The organism is Sphingomonas sp. PSPC2-2, from assembly GCF_049897725.1.
In the GTDB taxonomy this organism is placed as follows: Bacteria; Pseudomonadota; Alphaproteobacteria; order Sphingomonadales; family Sphingomonadaceae; genus Sphingomonas.
Map to the genome: position 1 here is coordinate 214,438 of NZ_JAFCWU010000001.1, position 17,619 is coordinate 232,056.

At 64.8% G+C, this 17,619-nt stretch carries 14 protein-coding genes; 7 read left to right on the top strand and 7 right to left on the bottom strand.

The features are described from left to right. Positions 1–9: 9 nt before the first annotated feature. The 4 genes from ACP7BY_RS01045 to ACP7BY_RS01060 all read right to left on the bottom strand — a co-directional run bounded on the left by ACP7BY_RS01045 (position 10) and on the right by ACP7BY_RS01060 (position 5,462). Positions 10–600, bottom strand: coding sequence for a GNAT family N-acetyltransferase (locus ACP7BY_RS01045; protein WP_033966383.1), 591 nt, complete (start codon positions 598–600; stop codon positions 10–12). Beyond that, the gene (locus tag ACP7BY_RS01050) at positions 597–1,271 is read right to left on the bottom strand and encodes an ABC transporter ATP-binding protein (protein WP_126845749.1); all 675 of its coding nucleotides are present in this window, start codon (positions 1,269–1,271) and stop codon (positions 597–599) included. The genes ACP7BY_RS01045 and ACP7BY_RS01050 overlap by 4 nt, the downstream gene beginning before the upstream one ends. Beyond that, positions 1,264–2,514 carry a lipoprotein-releasing ABC transporter permease subunit gene (locus ACP7BY_RS01055; protein WP_033966384.1) on the bottom strand — a complete coding sequence of 417 codons (1,251 nt, stop codon included), beginning with the start codon at positions 2,512–2,514 and terminating at the stop codon, positions 1,264–1,266. Before ACP7BY_RS01055 ends, ACP7BY_RS01050 begins: the two co-directional genes overlap by 8 nt. Before the next feature lie 521 nt (positions 2,515–3,035). After that, positions 3,036–5,462 (bottom strand): TonB-dependent receptor, encoded by a 2,427-nt coding sequence (locus ACP7BY_RS01060; RefSeq protein ID WP_033966400.1) that lies wholly within the window; start codon positions 5,460–5,462, stop codon positions 3,036–3,038. A gap of 259 nt (positions 5,463–5,721) precedes the next feature. On the opposite strand from ACP7BY_RS01060, the gene ACP7BY_RS01065 reads away from it, so the two are divergent. Further along, positions 5,722–6,192, top strand: coding sequence for an Hsp20 family protein (locus ACP7BY_RS01065; RefSeq protein WP_033966385.1), 471 nt, complete (start codon positions 5,722–5,724; stop codon positions 6,190–6,192). Between the two features lie 60 nt (positions 6,193–6,252). On the opposite strand, the gene ACP7BY_RS01070 is transcribed toward ACP7BY_RS01065, so the two are convergent. The 3 genes from ACP7BY_RS01070 to secG all read right to left on the bottom strand — a co-directional run bounded on the left by ACP7BY_RS01070 (position 6,253) and on the right by secG (position 11,370). After that, complete coding sequence (locus ACP7BY_RS01070) at positions 6,253–9,066, bottom strand: DUF3857 domain-containing protein (RefSeq protein ID WP_349304016.1); 2,814 nt, start codon at positions 9,064–9,066, stop codon at positions 6,253–6,255. Between the two features lie 163 nt (positions 9,067–9,229). Next, a complete protein-coding gene (locus ACP7BY_RS01075) occupies positions 9,230–10,864 on the bottom strand; it encodes a CTP synthase (RefSeq protein WP_033966388.1) in 1,635 nt (544 codons plus the stop codon). A 98-nt stretch (positions 10,865–10,962) separates the two neighbouring features. Beyond that, the gene (gene secG / locus ACP7BY_RS01080; protein WP_033966389.1) at positions 10,963–11,370 is read right to left on the bottom strand and encodes a preprotein translocase subunit SecG; all 408 of its coding nucleotides are present in this window, start codon (positions 11,368–11,370) and stop codon (positions 10,963–10,965) included. A gap of 234 nt (positions 11,371–11,604) precedes the next feature. Between secG and ACP7BY_RS01085 the strand changes: the two genes are divergently transcribed. The 6 genes from ACP7BY_RS01085 (at position 11,605) to edd (ending at position 17,534) form a co-directional block, all read left to right on the top strand. Next, positions 11,605–11,940, top strand: a complete 336-nt coding sequence (locus tag ACP7BY_RS01085; RefSeq protein WP_033966401.1) for a MarR family transcriptional regulator — start codon at positions 11,605–11,607, stop codon at positions 11,938–11,940. 52 nt (positions 11,941–11,992) lie between these two features. After that, positions 11,993–12,253: an SH3 domain-containing protein gene (locus ACP7BY_RS01090; RefSeq protein ID WP_010403327.1), complete on the top strand. Its 261-nt coding sequence runs from the start codon at positions 11,993–11,995 to the stop codon at positions 12,251–12,253. After that, positions 12,250–13,179, top strand: coding sequence for an N-acetyl-gamma-glutamyl-phosphate reductase (argC, locus tag ACP7BY_RS01095; RefSeq protein ID WP_137902569.1), 930 nt, complete (start codon positions 12,250–12,252; stop codon positions 13,177–13,179). The genes ACP7BY_RS01090 and argC overlap by 4 nt, the downstream gene beginning before the upstream one ends. 86 nt (positions 13,180–13,265) lie before the next feature. Further along, complete coding sequence (gene zwf / locus ACP7BY_RS01100) at positions 13,266–14,732, top strand: glucose-6-phosphate dehydrogenase (RefSeq protein WP_033966391.1); 1,467 nt, start codon at positions 13,266–13,268, stop codon at positions 14,730–14,732. 149 nt (positions 14,733–14,881) lie between these two features. Then, positions 14,882–15,592: a 6-phosphogluconolactonase gene (gene pgl / locus ACP7BY_RS01105; protein WP_033966393.1), complete on the top strand. Its 711-nt coding sequence runs from the start codon at positions 14,882–14,884 to the stop codon at positions 15,590–15,592. A gap of 124 nt (positions 15,593–15,716) precedes the next feature. Continuing rightward, positions 15,717–17,534, top strand: a complete 1,818-nt coding sequence (edd, locus tag ACP7BY_RS01110; protein WP_033966395.1) for a phosphogluconate dehydratase — start codon at positions 15,717–15,719, stop codon at positions 17,532–17,534. The last annotated feature ends 85 nt before the right edge of the window (positions 17,535–17,619 follow it).

Below are 17,619 nucleotides of genomic sequence, written 5' to 3' on the forward strand. Positions count from 1 at the left end.
ACGCACTCCTCAGGCGTGGCGCGCGAGCAGGAAGCGCAGATTCTGCCGCACCCCGGCCCATTCGCTGGCGATGATCGAATAGACCACAAGATCGCGCACGCGACCATCCATCACTTGATGGTTGCGCAGCACACCATCGCGCTTGGCCCCCAGCCGCTCGATCGCGGCTTGCGAACGCTTGTTGAACCAGTCGGTGCGGATCTGCACGGCGTTGCAGCCCATCACCTCAAAGGCGTGGCCCAGCAGCAGCAACTTGGCCTCGGTGTTGACGCCGGTACGCTGCACCGACTTGGCGTAGAAGGTGCCGCCAATCTCCAGCCGCTTATGGCCTGCATTCATCCGCATATAGCGCGTGAGGCCAACCACCCGGCCCTCGGGGGTGCAGACGGTAAACGGCATCGCCCGCCCGAAATCCCGCTCCTTGAACAGCGCCGCCATGAAGGCGTCGGGGTCGGTGAGCGTCGAGGCGTTGGTGAAGAACAGGTCACTGATCTTCCCATCCGCCCCCGCCGCGACGATGGCGTCGCGGTCGTCGACCACGGTCGGGCGCAGCGTGACGTGATCGCCGGTGAGTGTTGGGGGCGTGGTCCAGGCGCTCACGCGAGCCGCCCCTCGTGCAGGCGCACCACGCGGTCCATCTTGAGCGCCATGCGCTCATTATGCGTCGCGACCAACGCCGCCGAGCCTTCGCCGCGCACCAGCCGCAGGAATTCGGCCAGCACCACGTCCGCGGTCGCCTCGTCGAGGTTGCCGGTCGGCTCGTCGGCCAGCACCAGAGCGGGCTGGTTGGCGAGCGCGCGGGCGACCGCGACGCGCTGCTGCTCGCCGCCCGACAATTGGCTGGGGCGGTGGGTCAGGCGGTGGCCGAGGCCAAGCGCGGTGAGCAAAGCCGTCGCGCGTTCGTTCGCCTGGGCGTGGGTGCGATCGCGGATCAACTGCGGCAGCACGACATTTTCGGTCGCGTTGAAATCGGGCAGCAAGTGATGGAATTGATAGACGAAACCGAGCGAATCGCGCCGCACGCGGGTTCGCCCGTCCGAATCGAGCTTGGCGACTTGCTCGCCCGCGATGCGGATCGACCCGCCGAAGCCGCCTTCGAGCAGCCCGACCGCCTGCAACAGCGTGGATTTGCCCGAGCCGGACGGACCCAGCAACGCGACGATCTCGCCCGCGCCGACATGGAGATCGACCCCGCGCAGCACCTCGATGGTTTCGCCGCCCTGGCTGAACGCGCGCGTCAGGCCGGCAACGCTGAGGACGGGTTCACTCATAGCGCAATACCTGCACAGGATCGGTGCTCGCCGCTTTGAGCGCGGGGTAGAGCGTGGCGAGGAAGCTGAACAAGAGCGCCATCAGCGAAATGACGGTCACTTCGACCGGGTCGGTCTTGGACGGCAATTCGGTGAGGAAGCGGATCGAGGGATCCCAGAGGTTCTGCCCCGTCACCAATTGCACGAAATCGACAATATTTTGCCGGAAGTGCAGGAAGATGAAGCCAAGCACCAGCCCAGCGACCACGCCCAGCGCGCCGATGGTGGTGCCGACCGTCATGAAGATACGGATCATCGCCCCCCGGCTCGCCCCCATTGTTCGCAGGATCGCGATGTCGCGCGTCTTGGCGCGCACCAGCATGATCAGCGAGGACAGGATGTTGAACACCGCCACCAGGATGATGATCGACAGCACGGTGAACATCGCCACGCGCTCGACCGAAAGCGCCTCGAACAATTGCGCGTTCATTTGCCGCCAGTCCTGGATCACCGCGCGCTGCCCGACTTGTTTGGCGAGCGGGGCGAGGATCTGGCCGACGCGATCGGCATCGTTGGTCTGCACTTCGATCATGCCGACCGAATCGCCCATCATCAGCAGCGTCTGGGCATCTTCCATCGGCATGATGACATAGGCTTTGTCATAATCGTACACGCCGATCGTGAAGATCGCGCCGACGGTATAGCTCACCGCGCGCATCATCGTGCCAAAGGGTGTTGATGGTCCCTGCGGACTGATAATCGTTATCTGGCTGCCGACCACCGCCCCCAATTGGTCGGCCAGGCCCGATCCGATCGCAATCACGCCGCTGCCCGGCTTCAACGACGCGAGCGAACCCATCACCACCTTGCTGCCGATCGTCTTGTTGCGGCGAATATCGGACACCTGCATCCCGCGCAGCAGGATGCCTTCGACGCGGCCGTTATAGGTGGTCATCAGCGGCTGCTCGATCATCGGCGTGGCGCTGGTCACGCCCGGCGTCTTGTCGGCCAGCGCGACGATATCGCGCCAGTCGCGCAATTGCCCGGCATAGCCCTGCACCACGGCATGGCCGTTGAGCCCGACGATCTTGTCGAACAGTTCGGCCCGGAAGCCGTTCATCACGCTCATCACGATGACGAGCGCGGCGACGCCGAGCATCACCGCGACGAGACTGATGCCAGCGACGAGGAAGATGAACCCCTCGCCTTTGCCGGGCAGCAGATAGCGCCGGGCGATCATGCGTTCATAGCGGGAGAGGATCATGGAGCCCGCTCTACGGCGCACATGCCGCGCTGGCAACTGTTGCCCCCTGTTGCGCAACCGCCACAGCAGCGCCGCAATCGCTACGGATCGGCCATATTCCCCATGACAAGCCGCTCACTCACACTTAACGCTTCTGTCACTGACACACAGGCAACGGCCGTGGTTCGGGGAATGCTTTCAGCGCCGCCGCAAGGTGTGCAGCGAGAGCGAGATGGGGGCTGACGAGCGATCGTCACGCAGGCGTCCGGGTCGGAAACGGCCCGGACGTTTGCGTTTGGGCGAAGGTGGCCATGCTGGCCACCGGTCCGCACAGCGGATCGCCCAAATCGGACGGCGGGTCGCCTTGGGCGAACCCGGCCGACGGCGGCTTTGCCGTCGGCGCTCCTCCTTCCCTGTCGCCCCTCCCCCGTCACCCCGGCCTCGTGCCGGGGTCCACCATGCCGCAGCTCCCGCGTCCGACTCCGAACGCTATCCGAGCAGCGAAGTAGACCCCGGCACAAGGCCGGGGTGACGGCCAGGCCTCAGAACGACTTGGAAATCGTCGCGCCAAAGGTCCGCGGGTCGCCCGGCTGCCCGACGATCAGCCCGGTGCTGCCCGACTGCGTCGACAGCAATTCGAAATAATCCTGGTCGAAGGCGTTATGCACCCAGGCAAAGACGTTGAAGTCCTTCTTGCGATAGCCAAGCCGGAAGTTGGACAGCGAATACCCCTCGATCCAGGTGTAAGCCGAAGGCGATGGATTGGACGAGAAGCGCGAGCGCGCGCTGCCGTCATAGCCCAAATAGACCTGTCCGTCCCCACCGCCGACCGGCACATTATATTCGCCGCCGTAAGAGAAGGACCATTTCGAAATGCCGGGCAGACGCTGCCCCGAAATATCGCACACCACCGGGCTCAGTGATCCCGGCACCCCGGCCGGACCAGGCGTACCCGTCGTCACGGTGCCGCCGGACAGCTCGGGCGGGCACGGCGCGTTGGTGAACTTTTTGTAGATCGCATCGGTATAGGCACCGTTGAGATACAGGTTGAAACGCTTGCTCGGGCGGAAGCTGGCGTCGAACTCCACCCCGCGCGACCGCACCTTGCCGGCATTGGCGAGATAGCCGCGGATCACGGTCAACTGGCCGTTGTTCACCGTTGCCTGATAATCGCCGATCTCGGTCCAGAACCCGGCGACGTTCAGCGTGACGCTGCGATCGAGAAATTGCGTCTTCAGGCCCAGTTCGAACGCATCGACCTTTTCGGGCTTCACCGTCTGCGTGGTGAGGTCCACCGCCGTCCCCGCCGCATTGAGCGGCAGGCCCGACAGATTGATGCCGCCCGATTTGAAGCTCTTCGCATAGGTTGCATAGCCATGCACATCGGCGGAAAAATCATAGGACAGCGTCACGTCCCCCGACACGTTCCACGCGCTGAAGCGCGGCGCATAGCTTTGCGGGGCAAGCGTGGCAGACTGATCGGCGTTCAGCGTGGTGCTGCCGCTGCCGGTGGTGACGACCGAGACATAGGAGCCGCTCTTCTTGTCATAATTGACGCGCAGGCCCGGCTGGACGTGGAAATGGTTGAACGCTTCCCAGTTGAGCTTGCCGAACACCGCAAAGCTGGTGTTCTTGAAATTGATCGTATTGGTCGAGGTCAGCCCGTTCAGCACCGCCGGATTGCAGGCATTGGCGGTCGGGGACGCGCACCCGCGCGACCCCACCGGAACGTTGCCGGGGTTGAGCAGGAAACGGCTCGCCGCCGATCCCTGCACTTGCGACCCCTGTGTATTGATCGTCTGATGGAACAGGAACGCGCCAACCGTGTAATCGAGCTTGTTGGTCCCGTTCGACGCGAGCCGGATTTCCTGCGATTCCTGTTCCTGCTGCGACGGATTCTGCGACACTGTGGTAATCGGCAGGCCGATGAAATCGCGGTCGTTGGCGGGTTTCCAGTCCCAATAGCGCCATGCCGACACCGAGGTGAGCGTGGCCGGCCCCAAATCCCAATTGGTGACGAGCGACGCCCCGCCCACTTCCTGGCGCGAATTGATCTTGGCATCGAGATCGGTGACGCGATCGAACGGGTTGGTGCTGGGCGGGGCATAGCCGAACGCCGCCGCCAGTGCCGGATATTGCCGGTTCGCCGCGCGCTGCGTGGTGCCGACCCGCGCATAGATTTGCGCGCAGCACAATGGGTTCTGCACGTTGAGATCGCCTGCCAGCGTCAGGCTGAGCGTGTCGGTCGGCTTGTACAGCACTTGCCCGCGAAACCCGATATTGCGTTGGCGGTGGAGATCGGTGTTGCTGGCCACATCGTAAATCGTGCCGTGCCGCGTCGTCGCGGAGGTCGACAGGCGGATCGCCAAAGTGTCGGTAATCGGCCCCGAGATCGAAGTTTTGCCCTGTACGAAATCATAATTGCCGACGCTCAGTTCGGCGCGCGCCTCGGGCGTAAAGCTCGGCGCGCGCGTGGTGATGTTGAGCGCGCCTGCGGTCGTGTTCTTGCCATAGAGCGTGCCCTGCGGCCCGCGCAGCACCTCGACCCGGTCGACATCGACGAAATCGAAGGTCGATGCCCCGACGCGCCCGATATAGACGCCGTCGATATAGAAACCGACGCCCTGTTCGATCCCGTCATTGGTGAGCCCGAACGGTGCGCCCAGCCCGCGAATGTTGATCGCCGAGTTGCGCGGGTTGCTCGAATAGAATTGCAGCGTGGGGACTTGCTGCTGCAACCGGTTGACGTTGAACGCGCCACTATCGGCCAGCGTGCGCCCGCTCAGCACAGAGAGCGCGATCGGCACGGTCTGCTCGGTTTCCGCGCGGCGGCGTGCGGTGACGACGATATCGCCCGCATTGCCTTGTGCATCGCCATCGGTCACCTCCGGCGCAGCGGGTTCCGGCGGCGTCGAGGGTGGCGCGAGTGTCGCATGGGCAAGCAGAATGAGCGGCAAGTGCGCGAGCATGAACGTCCCCTTGTTCCCGGGCGTTGCCCCGAGTCGGCGTACAATGCCCATCATTCACGGGGATATTCACGCCCTCTCCTTCTTTGCCGCGCCAAAGCTGGTCTTTAGCACCATGAAATTCTGTACCGGTGGGTCTTGAACTCCGGCCAAAGCGAACCAGATTCTGCGCGTGTGGTGCCCTTGGGGCCGCACCGGGCAGGGTCGCGCAGGTGGCGGGCCCGGCTCGACGTACCGACACTCGCTTGTAAAGGAGTTCACCATGCGTCAGTTCGATTTGACCCCCTATCGTCGCTCGACCGTCGGCTTCGACCGGCTGTTCGATATGCTTGAGGCCAATGCCCGGCAGCAGAGCGCCGACAATTATCCGCCCTTCAACCTCGAACGCCTCGATGGCGACCGCTACCGCATCACGCTGGCGGTGGCAGGCTTTGGTCGCGACGAGATCGAGATCACCGCGCAACAGAATCTGCTGCAGGTGAAGGGCCGCAAGGACGAGAAAGAGGCCGCGACCTCCTCGTTCCTCCACATCGGCATCGCCAATCGCAGCTTTGAGCGCCGTTTCGAACTCGCCGATTTCGTGCGGGTCGAGGACGCCCGGCTGAACGATGGCCTGCTCACCATCGACCTTGTCCGCGAAGTGCCCGAGGCGATGAAGCCCAAGACGATCGCGATCAAGACCGGCACACCGCTGGTCGCGGTCGAGGACAAAGGCGCGGCGCAAGCGGCGTAACGCTGAAGAATAAGGGAGGTGGCCGGACTTTGGCTCGGCCATCTCCCCTCTTTGTTTGTTTTACCGTGCCTTGATTCCGTACCGCGCATAATGCCGATCGATGCTGGGCGCGATCCGGCGGGCGATCTTCAACTCGCTTGCCGCCTCGGCGTCGCGGTGGAGCCTTTGCAGCACGATTGCCCGCATGAAGCGGCTGGCGGCCTGGCCGGGCTCAGCGGCAAGAACCGCATCGAGATCGGCCAGCGCGTCATCGAACCGGCCCAGTCGGAACCACACCATCGCGCGGCTATCCAGCGCGGCACTGCTGTCCTCGCTCAGTTCGATTGCCCGGGTGCAATCTTTCACCGCTGTATCTAGCATCACGCTGCGCGTACCCTTGGTCCAGCACCGAGCATTCATCAGACTGGGCGAGCCCGGCTTGTCGGCAATCAAGGCGTCGAACTGCGTGATGGCCTCTGCCGGATCGCCATATTCCCCGATCAGGCTGGCCTTGGCGGTGCGGAAGGTCCGTCGCATCTCCCCGCCAAGCGCGATCCGCTGGTCGAGCAACGCAAGCCCGCCCGCCAGATCGCCGCTTTCCGCCTTCAGCATCGTCACACGACCGATCGCGGCTTCCGATGACGGATCGAGCGCCCGCGCCGCCTCGGCGTCCGCCAGCGCGGCTTTGACATCGCCCAGTTCGTACAGCGTCGCCGCACGCTTCAAATACAGGTCGATCGAGGGTTCGATCGCGATCGCCTTCGTCCAATCGGCAATTGCGCCCGCGCGATCCCCGATATTGGCGCGGAAGGAACCGCGCGTTGCATAGGCACTGCTGTCATCGGCGGTGGTTGCAACAATCGCCTTGGCCAGGACCGCGTTGATTGCCGCGACTTGCGTGGCTCCGGCAGGATCGCTTGTGCCAATCTCCCATTTGCGCGCGGTCGCCACCGGAGCGACGAGGCGCGGTGCCCGCGCCTTCGCGGTCGCCACGGCATCGCGCTCGATCGGGATGCGCGCGACCGGCACTTCGCGGCCGACAGTGTCGATCCGCTCGTCAACCGTAACGACCCCGCCATCGAGCTTGGTCGTACGTGAAATTTCGTAACCCGCGACGTGTTCTTTCATGTCGGGCTCGCCCTCGATCGCGAAGCCGCGCCCCCGGTCGGGCAGACGCAGCCGCAACCGATACCGCATCCCGAACGGATCGCCCGTCGCCACCGGAATCGTCGTCCACGCCACCTTGCTGCGGTCGGGCGCGAAGGTGACGTTGTCGAGCGCCCGCGCCAGCGCGCGCTTGCGCCGGCGGTCATCGGTCGTCCATGCCGAATTGACGATGCCATGCGCCTTCAGCGTCACGTCGCCAGTCAGCGGATCGGGGACCATCGCGGTATCGGAAAACTGCCCTTCGCCAAGGTAATTGATGAAAAACCCGCCGACCGCGTCGCGTTCTTCTTTCTCCCCCATCTGCGTCTTGGCCAAGGTCAAGGCCGCCGCATAACCGCCATGGACCACCGCCACCGCATCCACGGCACTCGGCAAATCGACGCTAGCGCTCTCATCGACATCGACCGTCAGATCCACCATCGGCCGGGCGTTGGCGTGGGTCTCGATCTTCAGCAAATCGGCACCCGCCGCGCGCACCGGCAAGCCATAGCCGAACGGCGGTGTGTCGTGGATATCGATCAGGCGCGCTCCACTGCCGGTGCCGTCCAGCCACAGCGTTTGTCCATCGATCGTCGCGCGCACCAGCACGTGGTTGAACGCCATCGGGCTGGGCAAACGGTCGGGCACGATATCGCCCAGCCCGATATTTGCGAGCACAGGCTCAGCCTCGATCTTCATCGCCCGCAACAAGGTCAGCAACAGCAGCGTCTTGGCCTTGCAGTCGCCATACCGCACCGCCCAGGTCCGTTCCGGCTTTTGCGGGACATAATTGCCGCCGTTCATGCCCACCGCCAAATACCGGATCTTCTGCTGAACCAGTTCGAGCGCCCGCTCCGCGCGGCCGATCGGCGTCGGGTCGGCCTTCATGATCGCGGCGGCCTCGGCCAGGATCGGGTCGTTCGGATTGGTCGATTCGGGCGTCGCATATAGCGGGGCCATCACGCGCGAGACGTCGGCCCAATCCTTGAATGTCGCCAGTTCGATCAAGGGCGGATGGCGAAAGCGGACCGGCGCATCCGCAGGCATTTCGGGTTGCTTCGGGGCCGGCAGGGGGATGGTGACTTCGCTATAGGCACCGTTGCGCACCGGGGTGAGCGTAACGCCCTCGGCGAGCAGCTTCCATTTGGGCGGCGTCGCGGTCGGCCAGGAGAAGCGCATTTTGGCATAACCAAGCCGCGTCGGTGCGGCGAACACCGGCATCACCGTCTGTACCCGTCCGCCCAGCGCCGCGTCGGTCGTCGTGGTCGACATCCGCAGTCGCAGCACGTCGCCGACCTGCAACCCCTCCACCGCCATCGTCGCAGTCAGAATGCCGGTCAGTTCGCGCTGCTCCAGCGTCTGCTCGCGCCGTAGCACCGTGAATTTCTCGCCCTTCGCGAGCAGGTCGATCCGCTCGGTCCCGCGCAGGATCGAGAGTTCGTGGATGATCAGATCGCCCTTGTCGGGCACCCACGGCAAGGCGAGCGACGTTGCCTGCGCCAGCAGCTCGGGCGACGTGATCCGCGTCGCGCTATCGACATAGGCCCATAAGCGCCCATTCTCGATGCGTTGCTGGACGTCGAAGATCAAATTCGGCGGCGCGCCTGCGTCCAGCTTGGCAAGGTCGGGCATCGCAGCCATGACGATCCAGCCCGGCGCGGGTTGATAGAGTGGGGCTTCACTTGCAAAAGCGACGGAAGGCATCCCGGCAGCAATAACCGCCAGGCTCACCGAGTGAAAAAGTCGCAAATGATCCCCCTTACGTCTTCAAGTCCGTAGACAAGACTATGGGCGGAGGCGGCACGAAGCCAGTGCAATCTTTAAGGATTTTTGGCGCGGACTGACAATTTCAGGCACCTCCACCCCCTTTGTCAGTTTGCAGCAATCCTCCCACCACACCGGACCGGCGCGATCAGACCAATCTCGACTGTTTGACTGCCGCCGCTACGAAGCTTGCGAACAAGGGATGCGGATCGAACGGCTTGCTCTTCAATTCCGGGTGGAATTGCACGCCGACGAACCACGGATGGTCGGGCCGCTCGACGATTTCGGGCAGCATGCCATCGGGCGACATGCCGCTGAACACCAGGCCACCTTTCTCCAGCGCCTCGCGATAGGCGGTGTTGACCTCGTACCGATGGCGATGGCGCTCGGAAATGTCGGTGCCGCCGTAAATGGTCGAAACCACGCTGTTGCCGTCGAGCTTGGCGTCATAGGCCCCAAGTCGCATGGTGCCGCCCAGATCGCCGCCTGCCTCGCGCGTCTGCACGCCCTCGGCTGTCATCCATTCGGTGATCATGCCGACCACCGGCTCGTCGGTCGGGCCGAATTCGGTCGAGCTGGCATTGGCAATGCCCGCCAGGTCGCGCGCACCCTCGACACAGGCCATCTGCATACCGAAGCAAATGCCGAAATAGGGAATTTCGCGCTCGCGCGCGAACCGCACGCTGGCGATCTTGCCCTCGGCACCGCGTTCACCAAAGGCACCCGGCACCAGGATCGCGTGCATCGGCTCGAGCCGCGCGGCAATGTCGCTATCGGGCCCTTCGAACAGCTCGGCGTCGATCCATTCGACATTGACCTTCACCTTGTTGGCGATGCCGCCATGGACCAGCGCTTCGTTGAGCGACTTGTACGCATCCTGCAAACCGACATATTTGCCGACGACGCCGATCGTAACTTCGCCCTCGGGGTTGGTCAGCCGGTCCATGATGTCGGTCCAGCGCGACAGATCGGGCGCGCCGCCGGGCAGGATGCCGAAGGCGTTGAGCACCGCGTCGTCCAGCCCCTCCTGGTGATATTGCACGGGCACCGCGTAGATGCTCTTCGCATCCAGCGCCGGAATCACCGCCTCCTTGGGCACGTTGCAGAACAAGGCGATCTTGGCGCGGTCGCTTTCGGGCAAGGGCTGTTCGCAGCGGCACACGAGCACGTCAGGCTGCACGCCCAAAGCGGCCAGTTCGCGCACCGAATGCTGCGTCGGCTTGGTCTTCAGCTCGCCCGCCGCCGCGATATACGGCACCAGCGTGACGTGGATGCTGATCGAATTGCCGCGCCCGAGATCGTTGCGCAGCTGGCGGATCGCCTCGATGAAGGGGAGCGATTCAATGTCGCCGACCGTCCCGCCGATTTCGCACAATACGAAATCGAGATCGTCGGTCTCTGCTTGCGCGAATTCCTTGATCGCATCGGTGACGTGCGGGATGACCTGGACGGTTGCACCCAGATAATCCCCGCGCCGCTCGCGCGTGATGATCTGCTGATAGATCCGGCCCGAGGTGATATTGTCCGACTGGCGCGAGGCGACGCCGGTAAAGCGCTCATAATGGCCAAGGTCGAGATCGGTCTCCGCCCCGTCGTCGGTCACATAGACTTCGCCATGCTGATAGGGCGACATCGTCCCCGGATCGACATTAAGATACGGATCGAACTTGCGAATCCGGACGCGATAGCCGCGCGCCTGCAACAGGGCGGCGAGCGATGCCGCCATAAGACCCTTGCCAAGCGAGGAGACCACGCCGCCGGTAATGAAAATGAACCGCGCCATGGGAGAAAAGACCTAGCGTGAAGAGGGGTGGCACGACAAGCGCGCGACTCCGATATTTTTGGAAAAGTGCGCGGACCGGAAGACGGCCCGCGCGCGACTTATTGAGCGAGCGGAACTGCGCCGTTATCGGCCCGCGCGGCGGTGTTGCCGGTCGGCGCGAGCGCGCTGCGTGCGCCGCTGGCGAAGGGAACGCTCGGGTCGGTCTGCGCCGGTGCCTGGATCGGCGCGGTTGCGGCGGCGGGCGGCGGCGTGGTTGGTGCCACCACCTTGGCCACGCGCCCTTGCGCTGCGAGCACGGCGAGCAGGATGCTGAGCGCGATGAACAGACCGCCCAGAATCGAGGTCGCCCGCGTCAGGAAATCGGCTGCGCCGCGCGCCGACATCAGGCCGCCCGGGCTACCGCCCATGCCCAGCCCACCGCCCTCGGAACGCTGCATGAGAACGACCGTCACCAGCGCCAGCGCAATGACGAAATGGACGACGAGGAGAAACTGGAAGAGCAACATGAAGCGGGTTGAATCCTTGGAGCGCCGATGGCGAAGCCGGGCACATAGGCGAGGTGCGCCACGCGATCAACCGCGTGCCGCATCCAGGGGTTGTAAACATTCCGCAATCGAACTGAAACCTGATGCGGCGCGGCGCGTTAGGTTCTCAGGAATATCCCCAATTGTGGGGCTTTATTGCGTCATTTGCGGACACTTGCCGTGGCTTCACACACCAATCATGCACTCACCGAATGGATGGAGACCCTGATCGATTATGTTCGGTCGGGCGAGCCCGATTTGACCAATCGGCAAATGGCCCTGCTGCTGCTGGTATACCTCCAGCCGGGGCCGCATACCGTGCGCGGACTGGCGACGATGCTCAACGTTTCAAAGCCCGTTATCACGCGCGCCTTGAACAGGCTCGGCACCCTGGGCTATCTGCGCCGTCAACGCGACGATAACGACAAGCGTAATATCTTTGTCGCACGTACCTCCGAGGGGGCAGAGTTTCTTGACGATTTCGGGCAGTTCATCGGCGACAGCACGCCACAACACGCTCCCCAGCGAACCCTTCGACGCGCCAGCACGTAGGAGCTTTGCGCTCCAGGGCGCATCGGTAACGCTCGATCCGCGGCGACACGCCGTGCGCCGCGATCTCGCCGATATTCGCCTGGCCGACCGCGTTTTTGCGCCGCATTATGCCTGTGCCGTCCCCCGCGTGGTGATCGCTGCGGCAGCCTTGCGTGAGGAGCCCGCCCCCGATTCGGCGGTGCTGGTCGAATTGGAGATTGGCGACGTGTTCGAAGTGCTGGAATTCGTCCGCGGCCGCGCCTGGGGCCGCGCACCGGGCAAGGATCTGGTCGGCTATGTCGACGCCGACGCCTTGTCATGGCCCGCACCATGAGCATTTCGGTCTTCATCGATGGCGCGCACGGTACCACGGGCCTGGAAATCCGCGAGCGGCTTGCCGGACGCAGCGAAATTTCGCTGATCTCGCTCGACGAAGCGCGGCGCAAGGACACGGTCGCGCGCGGCGAAGCGCTCAATGACAGCGACTTTGTCATTCTTTGCCTGCCCGACGATGCCGCCCGCGAAGCCGTCTCACTGATCGACAATGATCGCACGCGCGTGATCGATGCCTCGACCGCGTTCCGCACCGCCGAGGGCTGGACCTATGGTTTCCCGGAACTGGAGCCGGGCCAGACCGCCGCGATCGCCGAGGCGAAGCGTGTCAGCAATCCCGGCTGTTATCCGACCGGCTTCCTCGCGCTCGTGCGCCCGCTGGTGCGCGCCGGGCTGGTGCCGGTCGATTGGGCGATCAGCGTCAATGCCGTGTCGGGCTATTCGGGCGGCGGCAAGGCGATGATCGCCGATTATGAGGGCGTCAATCCACCGCCCGCAGCGCGTGCTTATGCGCTGGGCCTCGCGCACAAGCATGTGCCCGAAATGCAGAAGCATGCCCGGCTGGAACATCCGCCGATTTTCATGCCGTCGGTCGCCAACACCTATCGCGGGATGATCGTCGAGGTGCCGCTGGCGCTGCATATGTTCACCCGCCGCCCGACATTGGCGGTGTGCGAATCGACGCTGCGCGAGGCTTATGCCGACAGCGCGCTGATCACCGTCGGCGACGGTGATAGCGACGTGGTGTGCATTGAGGACGATGCCGGCACCGATCGGCTGACCGTCCGCTTGTGCGGCAATGCCGCCACCGGCCAGGCGCGCCTGATCGCGACGCTCGACAATCTCGGCAAGGGTGCGGCGGGTGCTGCCGTGCAGAGCCTCAACATCATGGCCGGGCTCGATCCTTTGGCAGGGCTGACGCTGTAACTTTTTGGTGCCCCGTGATACGTATTCACCTTGGCGGCGCGCTTGCGCCTCTTTAGGTGACCCCTTCCCCAGGAGGTCGATTTAGCATGCCCGTCCGCACGCCCGTCGCCAAATTGATGTTGTTCGGCGCGACCGGAGATCTCGCGCAGCGGATGCTGCTCCCCTCGCTTTATGGCCTGCATGCCGACGGCCTGCTGCCCGAGGGATTGACGATCACCGGCACTGCCCGCTCCGATCATACCGATGCGACGTTCCGCAAATTCGCCAAGCAGGCGCTGGACCAGTTCCTGCCCGAGGACCGCAAGGACGAGAAAGCGGCCAAGACCTTCCTCGACCGCCTGCAATATCAGGCGCTCGATGCGACCGACCTCGACCATTACAAGCAGTTGGCGGAGAAGGTCGGCGACATTTCCGGCGGGCTCGCCATTTTCCTGTCGACCGCGCCCTCGCTGTTCGAGCCGGTCATTCGCGGCCTCGAATCGGCAGGGCTCGCCGGGGAAACCGTGCGGATCGGCCTCGAAAAGCCGCTCGGCTACGATCTCGCCTCCAGCCAGGAAATCAACGACACCGTCGCCACGGCCTTCCCCGAGGACCGGACCTTCCGCATCGACCATTATCTGGGCAAGGAAACCGTCCAGAACATCCTCGCCTTGCGCTTCGGCAACAGCTTCTTCGAGCCGGTGTGGAATGCGCGCGGCATCGACAATGTCCAGATCACCATTTCCGAAACGGTCGGCCTGGAAGAGCGGGCGGCCTATTATGATGGTGCCGGCGCTTTGCGCGACATGGTCGCCAACCACATGCTGCAATTGCTCGCGCTGATCGCGATGGAGCCACCGGCGCGCTTCGACGGATCGGCGATCCGTGACGAGAAGGCCAAGGTGTTCCGCTCGCTGCGGCAGGTCGCCCCGGCCGACGTGCCCAACATGTCGGTCACCGGGCAATATGCAGCGGGTGCCAGCGGCGGCGCGATCGTGCGCGGCTATATCGACGAGCTCGGCAAGCCCTCGACCACCGAGACCTTCGTCGCGCTCAAGGCGCATGTCGACAATTGGCGCTGGCAGGGCGTGCCCTTCTACCTGCGCACCGGCAAGCGCATGACGACGCGGCGCTCCGAGATCGTTATCCAGTTCAAGCCCGTGCCGCACTCGATGTTCTCCAATCGCGGCGGGCTGTTGCAGCCCAATGCGCTGATCATCCGCTTGCAGCCCGAGGAATATGTGCAGTTGCTGGTGATGGCGAAGGAGCCCGGCCTCGACCGCGAGGGCATTCGCCTGCGCGAAGTGCCGCTGAACCTCAGCCTCGATTCGGAATTTGCCGGCACCCGCCGCCGCATCGCGTATGAGCGGCTGCTGCTCGACCTGATCGAGGGCGACCAGACGCTGTTCGTGCGCCGCGACGAGGTGGAGGCGCAATGGACCTGGATCGACGCGATCCGCGCCGGTTGGGTCGCCAATGACATGAAGCCCAAAAGCTATGCCTCGGGCAGCTGGGGCCCGAGCGCCGCAGTCGCGCTGACCGAGCGCGACGGGGTGACCTGGCAGGACGATTGAAATCCCCCTCTCCCCACCGATCGGGAAAGGGTAAGCAAGCGAAGCGCGGGGGCGGCGTAGGGACGCAGACATATGTCTGACGCACTGCGTCCCCCCTCTCCCCGACCCTCTCCCCGCACGCGGGGAGAGGGAGATGAAGGACAAAGATCATGAGCGAAGAAATCGAATGGTGGGATTATGACGATGCCGAGGAAATGGCCGATGCCGTTTCCGGGGACATTGCCTTCATCATCGAATCCGCGATCGATGCGCGCGGTGCCGCCGTCATCGCTTTGTCGGGCGGCAAGACGCCGATCCCGATCTACGAACGCCTGGCCAAAGCCAAGATCGACTGGAAGCGCGTCACCATCGTGCCGACCGATGAGCGCATCGTGCCGCTCGGCGATCCGCTGTCGAACGTGACGATGATCGCCAAGACCTTCCTGCCCAAGGGCGCGCGCGTGATGCCGATCGTCCCCGCCGCGACCGCCGATTACAAGGCCGCCGGGCGCTCCGCCGACGCGCTGATGCAAGATCTGCACTGGCCGCTCGATTTGTGCCTGCTGGGCGTGGGCGCCGACGGCCACACCGCCTCGATCTTCCCCGGCCCCGATTTCGACGAAGCGCTGTCGGGCCCGAACGAGCGCCGCGCGCTGGGCGTGATGCCGGAGCCGCTGCCCAAGGAAGCGCCGGTCGCGCGCGTCACCTTGAGCCGCGCCGCGATCGTCTCGGCGCGCGCGCTGATCATCGCTGTCACCGGCGACGCCAAGAAAAAGGTGATCGAGCAAGCGATCAAGCAAGGCCCGTCCTCGGCTTATCCGATCGGCCGCGTGCTGGCGGACGCCGAATTGCCGGTCGACATTCACTGGGCGGCTGCGTGACAGCAACGCGCCCCGCACCGTCACCCCGGGCTCGTCCCGGGGTCCACCGCGCCGCCTGGCCAGCGATCGCGGGACGCGCTGCGGGGTGGATGCCGGGACAGGCCCGGCATGACGGAGAAGTTTCATGACCCTGCACCCGGAAATCGCCGCCGTCACCGACCGCGTGATCGAGCGCTCCAAGGCCAGCCGCGCCGCCTATCTCGGCCTGATCGGCCGCGCGCGCGATTCGCATATCGAGCGCCCCGCCATGGGCTGCGCCAATGCCGCGCACGCTTATGCCGGCACCGAGGAGGACCGCCCTGCCCTGACCAGCGGCAAGGCGATGAACATCGGCATCGTCACCTCCTATAACGACATGCTCTCGGCACATGCGCCTTACTATCGCTACCCCGAGCAGATGAAGGTGTGGGCGCGCGAGGCGGGTGCCACCGCGCAGGTCGCAGGCGGCGTGCCCGCCATGTGCGACGGCGTGACGCAGGGCTATCCCGGCATGGAGCTGTCGCTGTTCAGCCGCGACACGATTGCCCTCTCCACCGCGATCGCGCTCAGCCACGGCGTGTTCGAGGGTGCCGCGCTGCTCGGCATTTGCGACAAGATCGTGCCGGGCCTGCTGATGGGGGCCTTGCGCTTCGGCCATTTGCCGATGGTACTGATCCCCTCAGGCCCGATGCCCTCTGGCCTGCCCAACAAGGAAAAGGCCGCCGTGCGCGAGGCCTTTGCCGAGGGCAAGGTCGGCCGCGAGGCGCTGCTCGAAGCCGAGATCGGTGCCTATCACTCCAAGGGCACCTGCACCTTTTACGGCACCGCCAATTCCAACCAGATGATGATGGAAGTGATGGGCCTGCACATGCCGGGTGCCGCCTTCGTCAACCCCGGCACCAAGCTGCGCCAGGAACTCACCCGCGCTGCCGTCCACCGCCTCGCCGCCAATGGCTGGCATGGCGACAGCTATCGCCCGCTGGGCCTGTGCGTCGATGAGAAAGCGATCGTCAACGCGGCGATCGGCTTGCTCGCCACTGGCGGCTCGACCAATCACTTGCTGCATTTGCCCGCCATCGCGGCCTGCGCCGGGATCGTGCTCGACTGGGAGGATTTCGATCGCCTGTCCAAGGCGGTCCCGCTCATCACGCGCGTCTACCCCAACGGTTCGGCCGACGTGAACGGGTTCGAGGCGGCGGGCGGCATGCCCTTCGTCATCCGCGAACTGGTATCGGCCGGGTTGCTCCACGGCGATTTGCTGACGGTCGCTGGAGACAGCCTTGCCGATTACGGGCGCAAGCCGGTGATCGAGGGCGACGCGCTTGCCTGGGTCGATCCCGGCCCGAGCGGCGACGAAACGATCCTGCGCGGTGCGGCAGCGCCATTCGCGCCCGAGGGCGGCTTCCGCATCCTCACCGGTAATCTCGGCCGGGCCTGCATCAAGGTGTCGGCGGTCGAGCAGGACCGCTGGACGATCGAGGCCCCCGCGCGCGTTTTCCACGATCAGGCGTCGGTCCAGGCCGCGTTCCAGGCGGGCGAGCTTGACCGCGACGTCGTCGTGGTCGTGCGCTTCCAGGGGCCGCGCGCCAATGGGATGCCGGAATTGCACAAGCTCACGCCCCCACTCGGCGTGCTGCAGAATCGCGGCTTCCGCGTGGCGCTTGTCACCGATGGGCGCATGTCGGGTGCGAGCGGCAAGGTGCCGTGCGCGATCCATTGCTCGCCCGAGGCTTTGGGCGAAGGCCCGCTGTCGCGCGTGCGCGATGGCGACGTGATCCGGCTCGATGCGGTGACCGGCGAGCTGTTCGCGCGGGTCGATCCGGCGGAATGGGCGGCGCGCACGCCGGTCTCGATGCCGAGCGAGATTGACGGCATGGGCCGCGAACTGTTCGGCCTGTTCCGCCAGAACGCCAATGAAGCCGAGCGCGGCGCATCGCCGCTGCTGACCGGCATGGGATGGTAGGGATGGACCTCCCAACCGCACAGCCCCTCCCCTTCAGGGGAGGGGTTTGGGGTGGGGCCTGTCCAAATGGGCTGACCGCGTATGC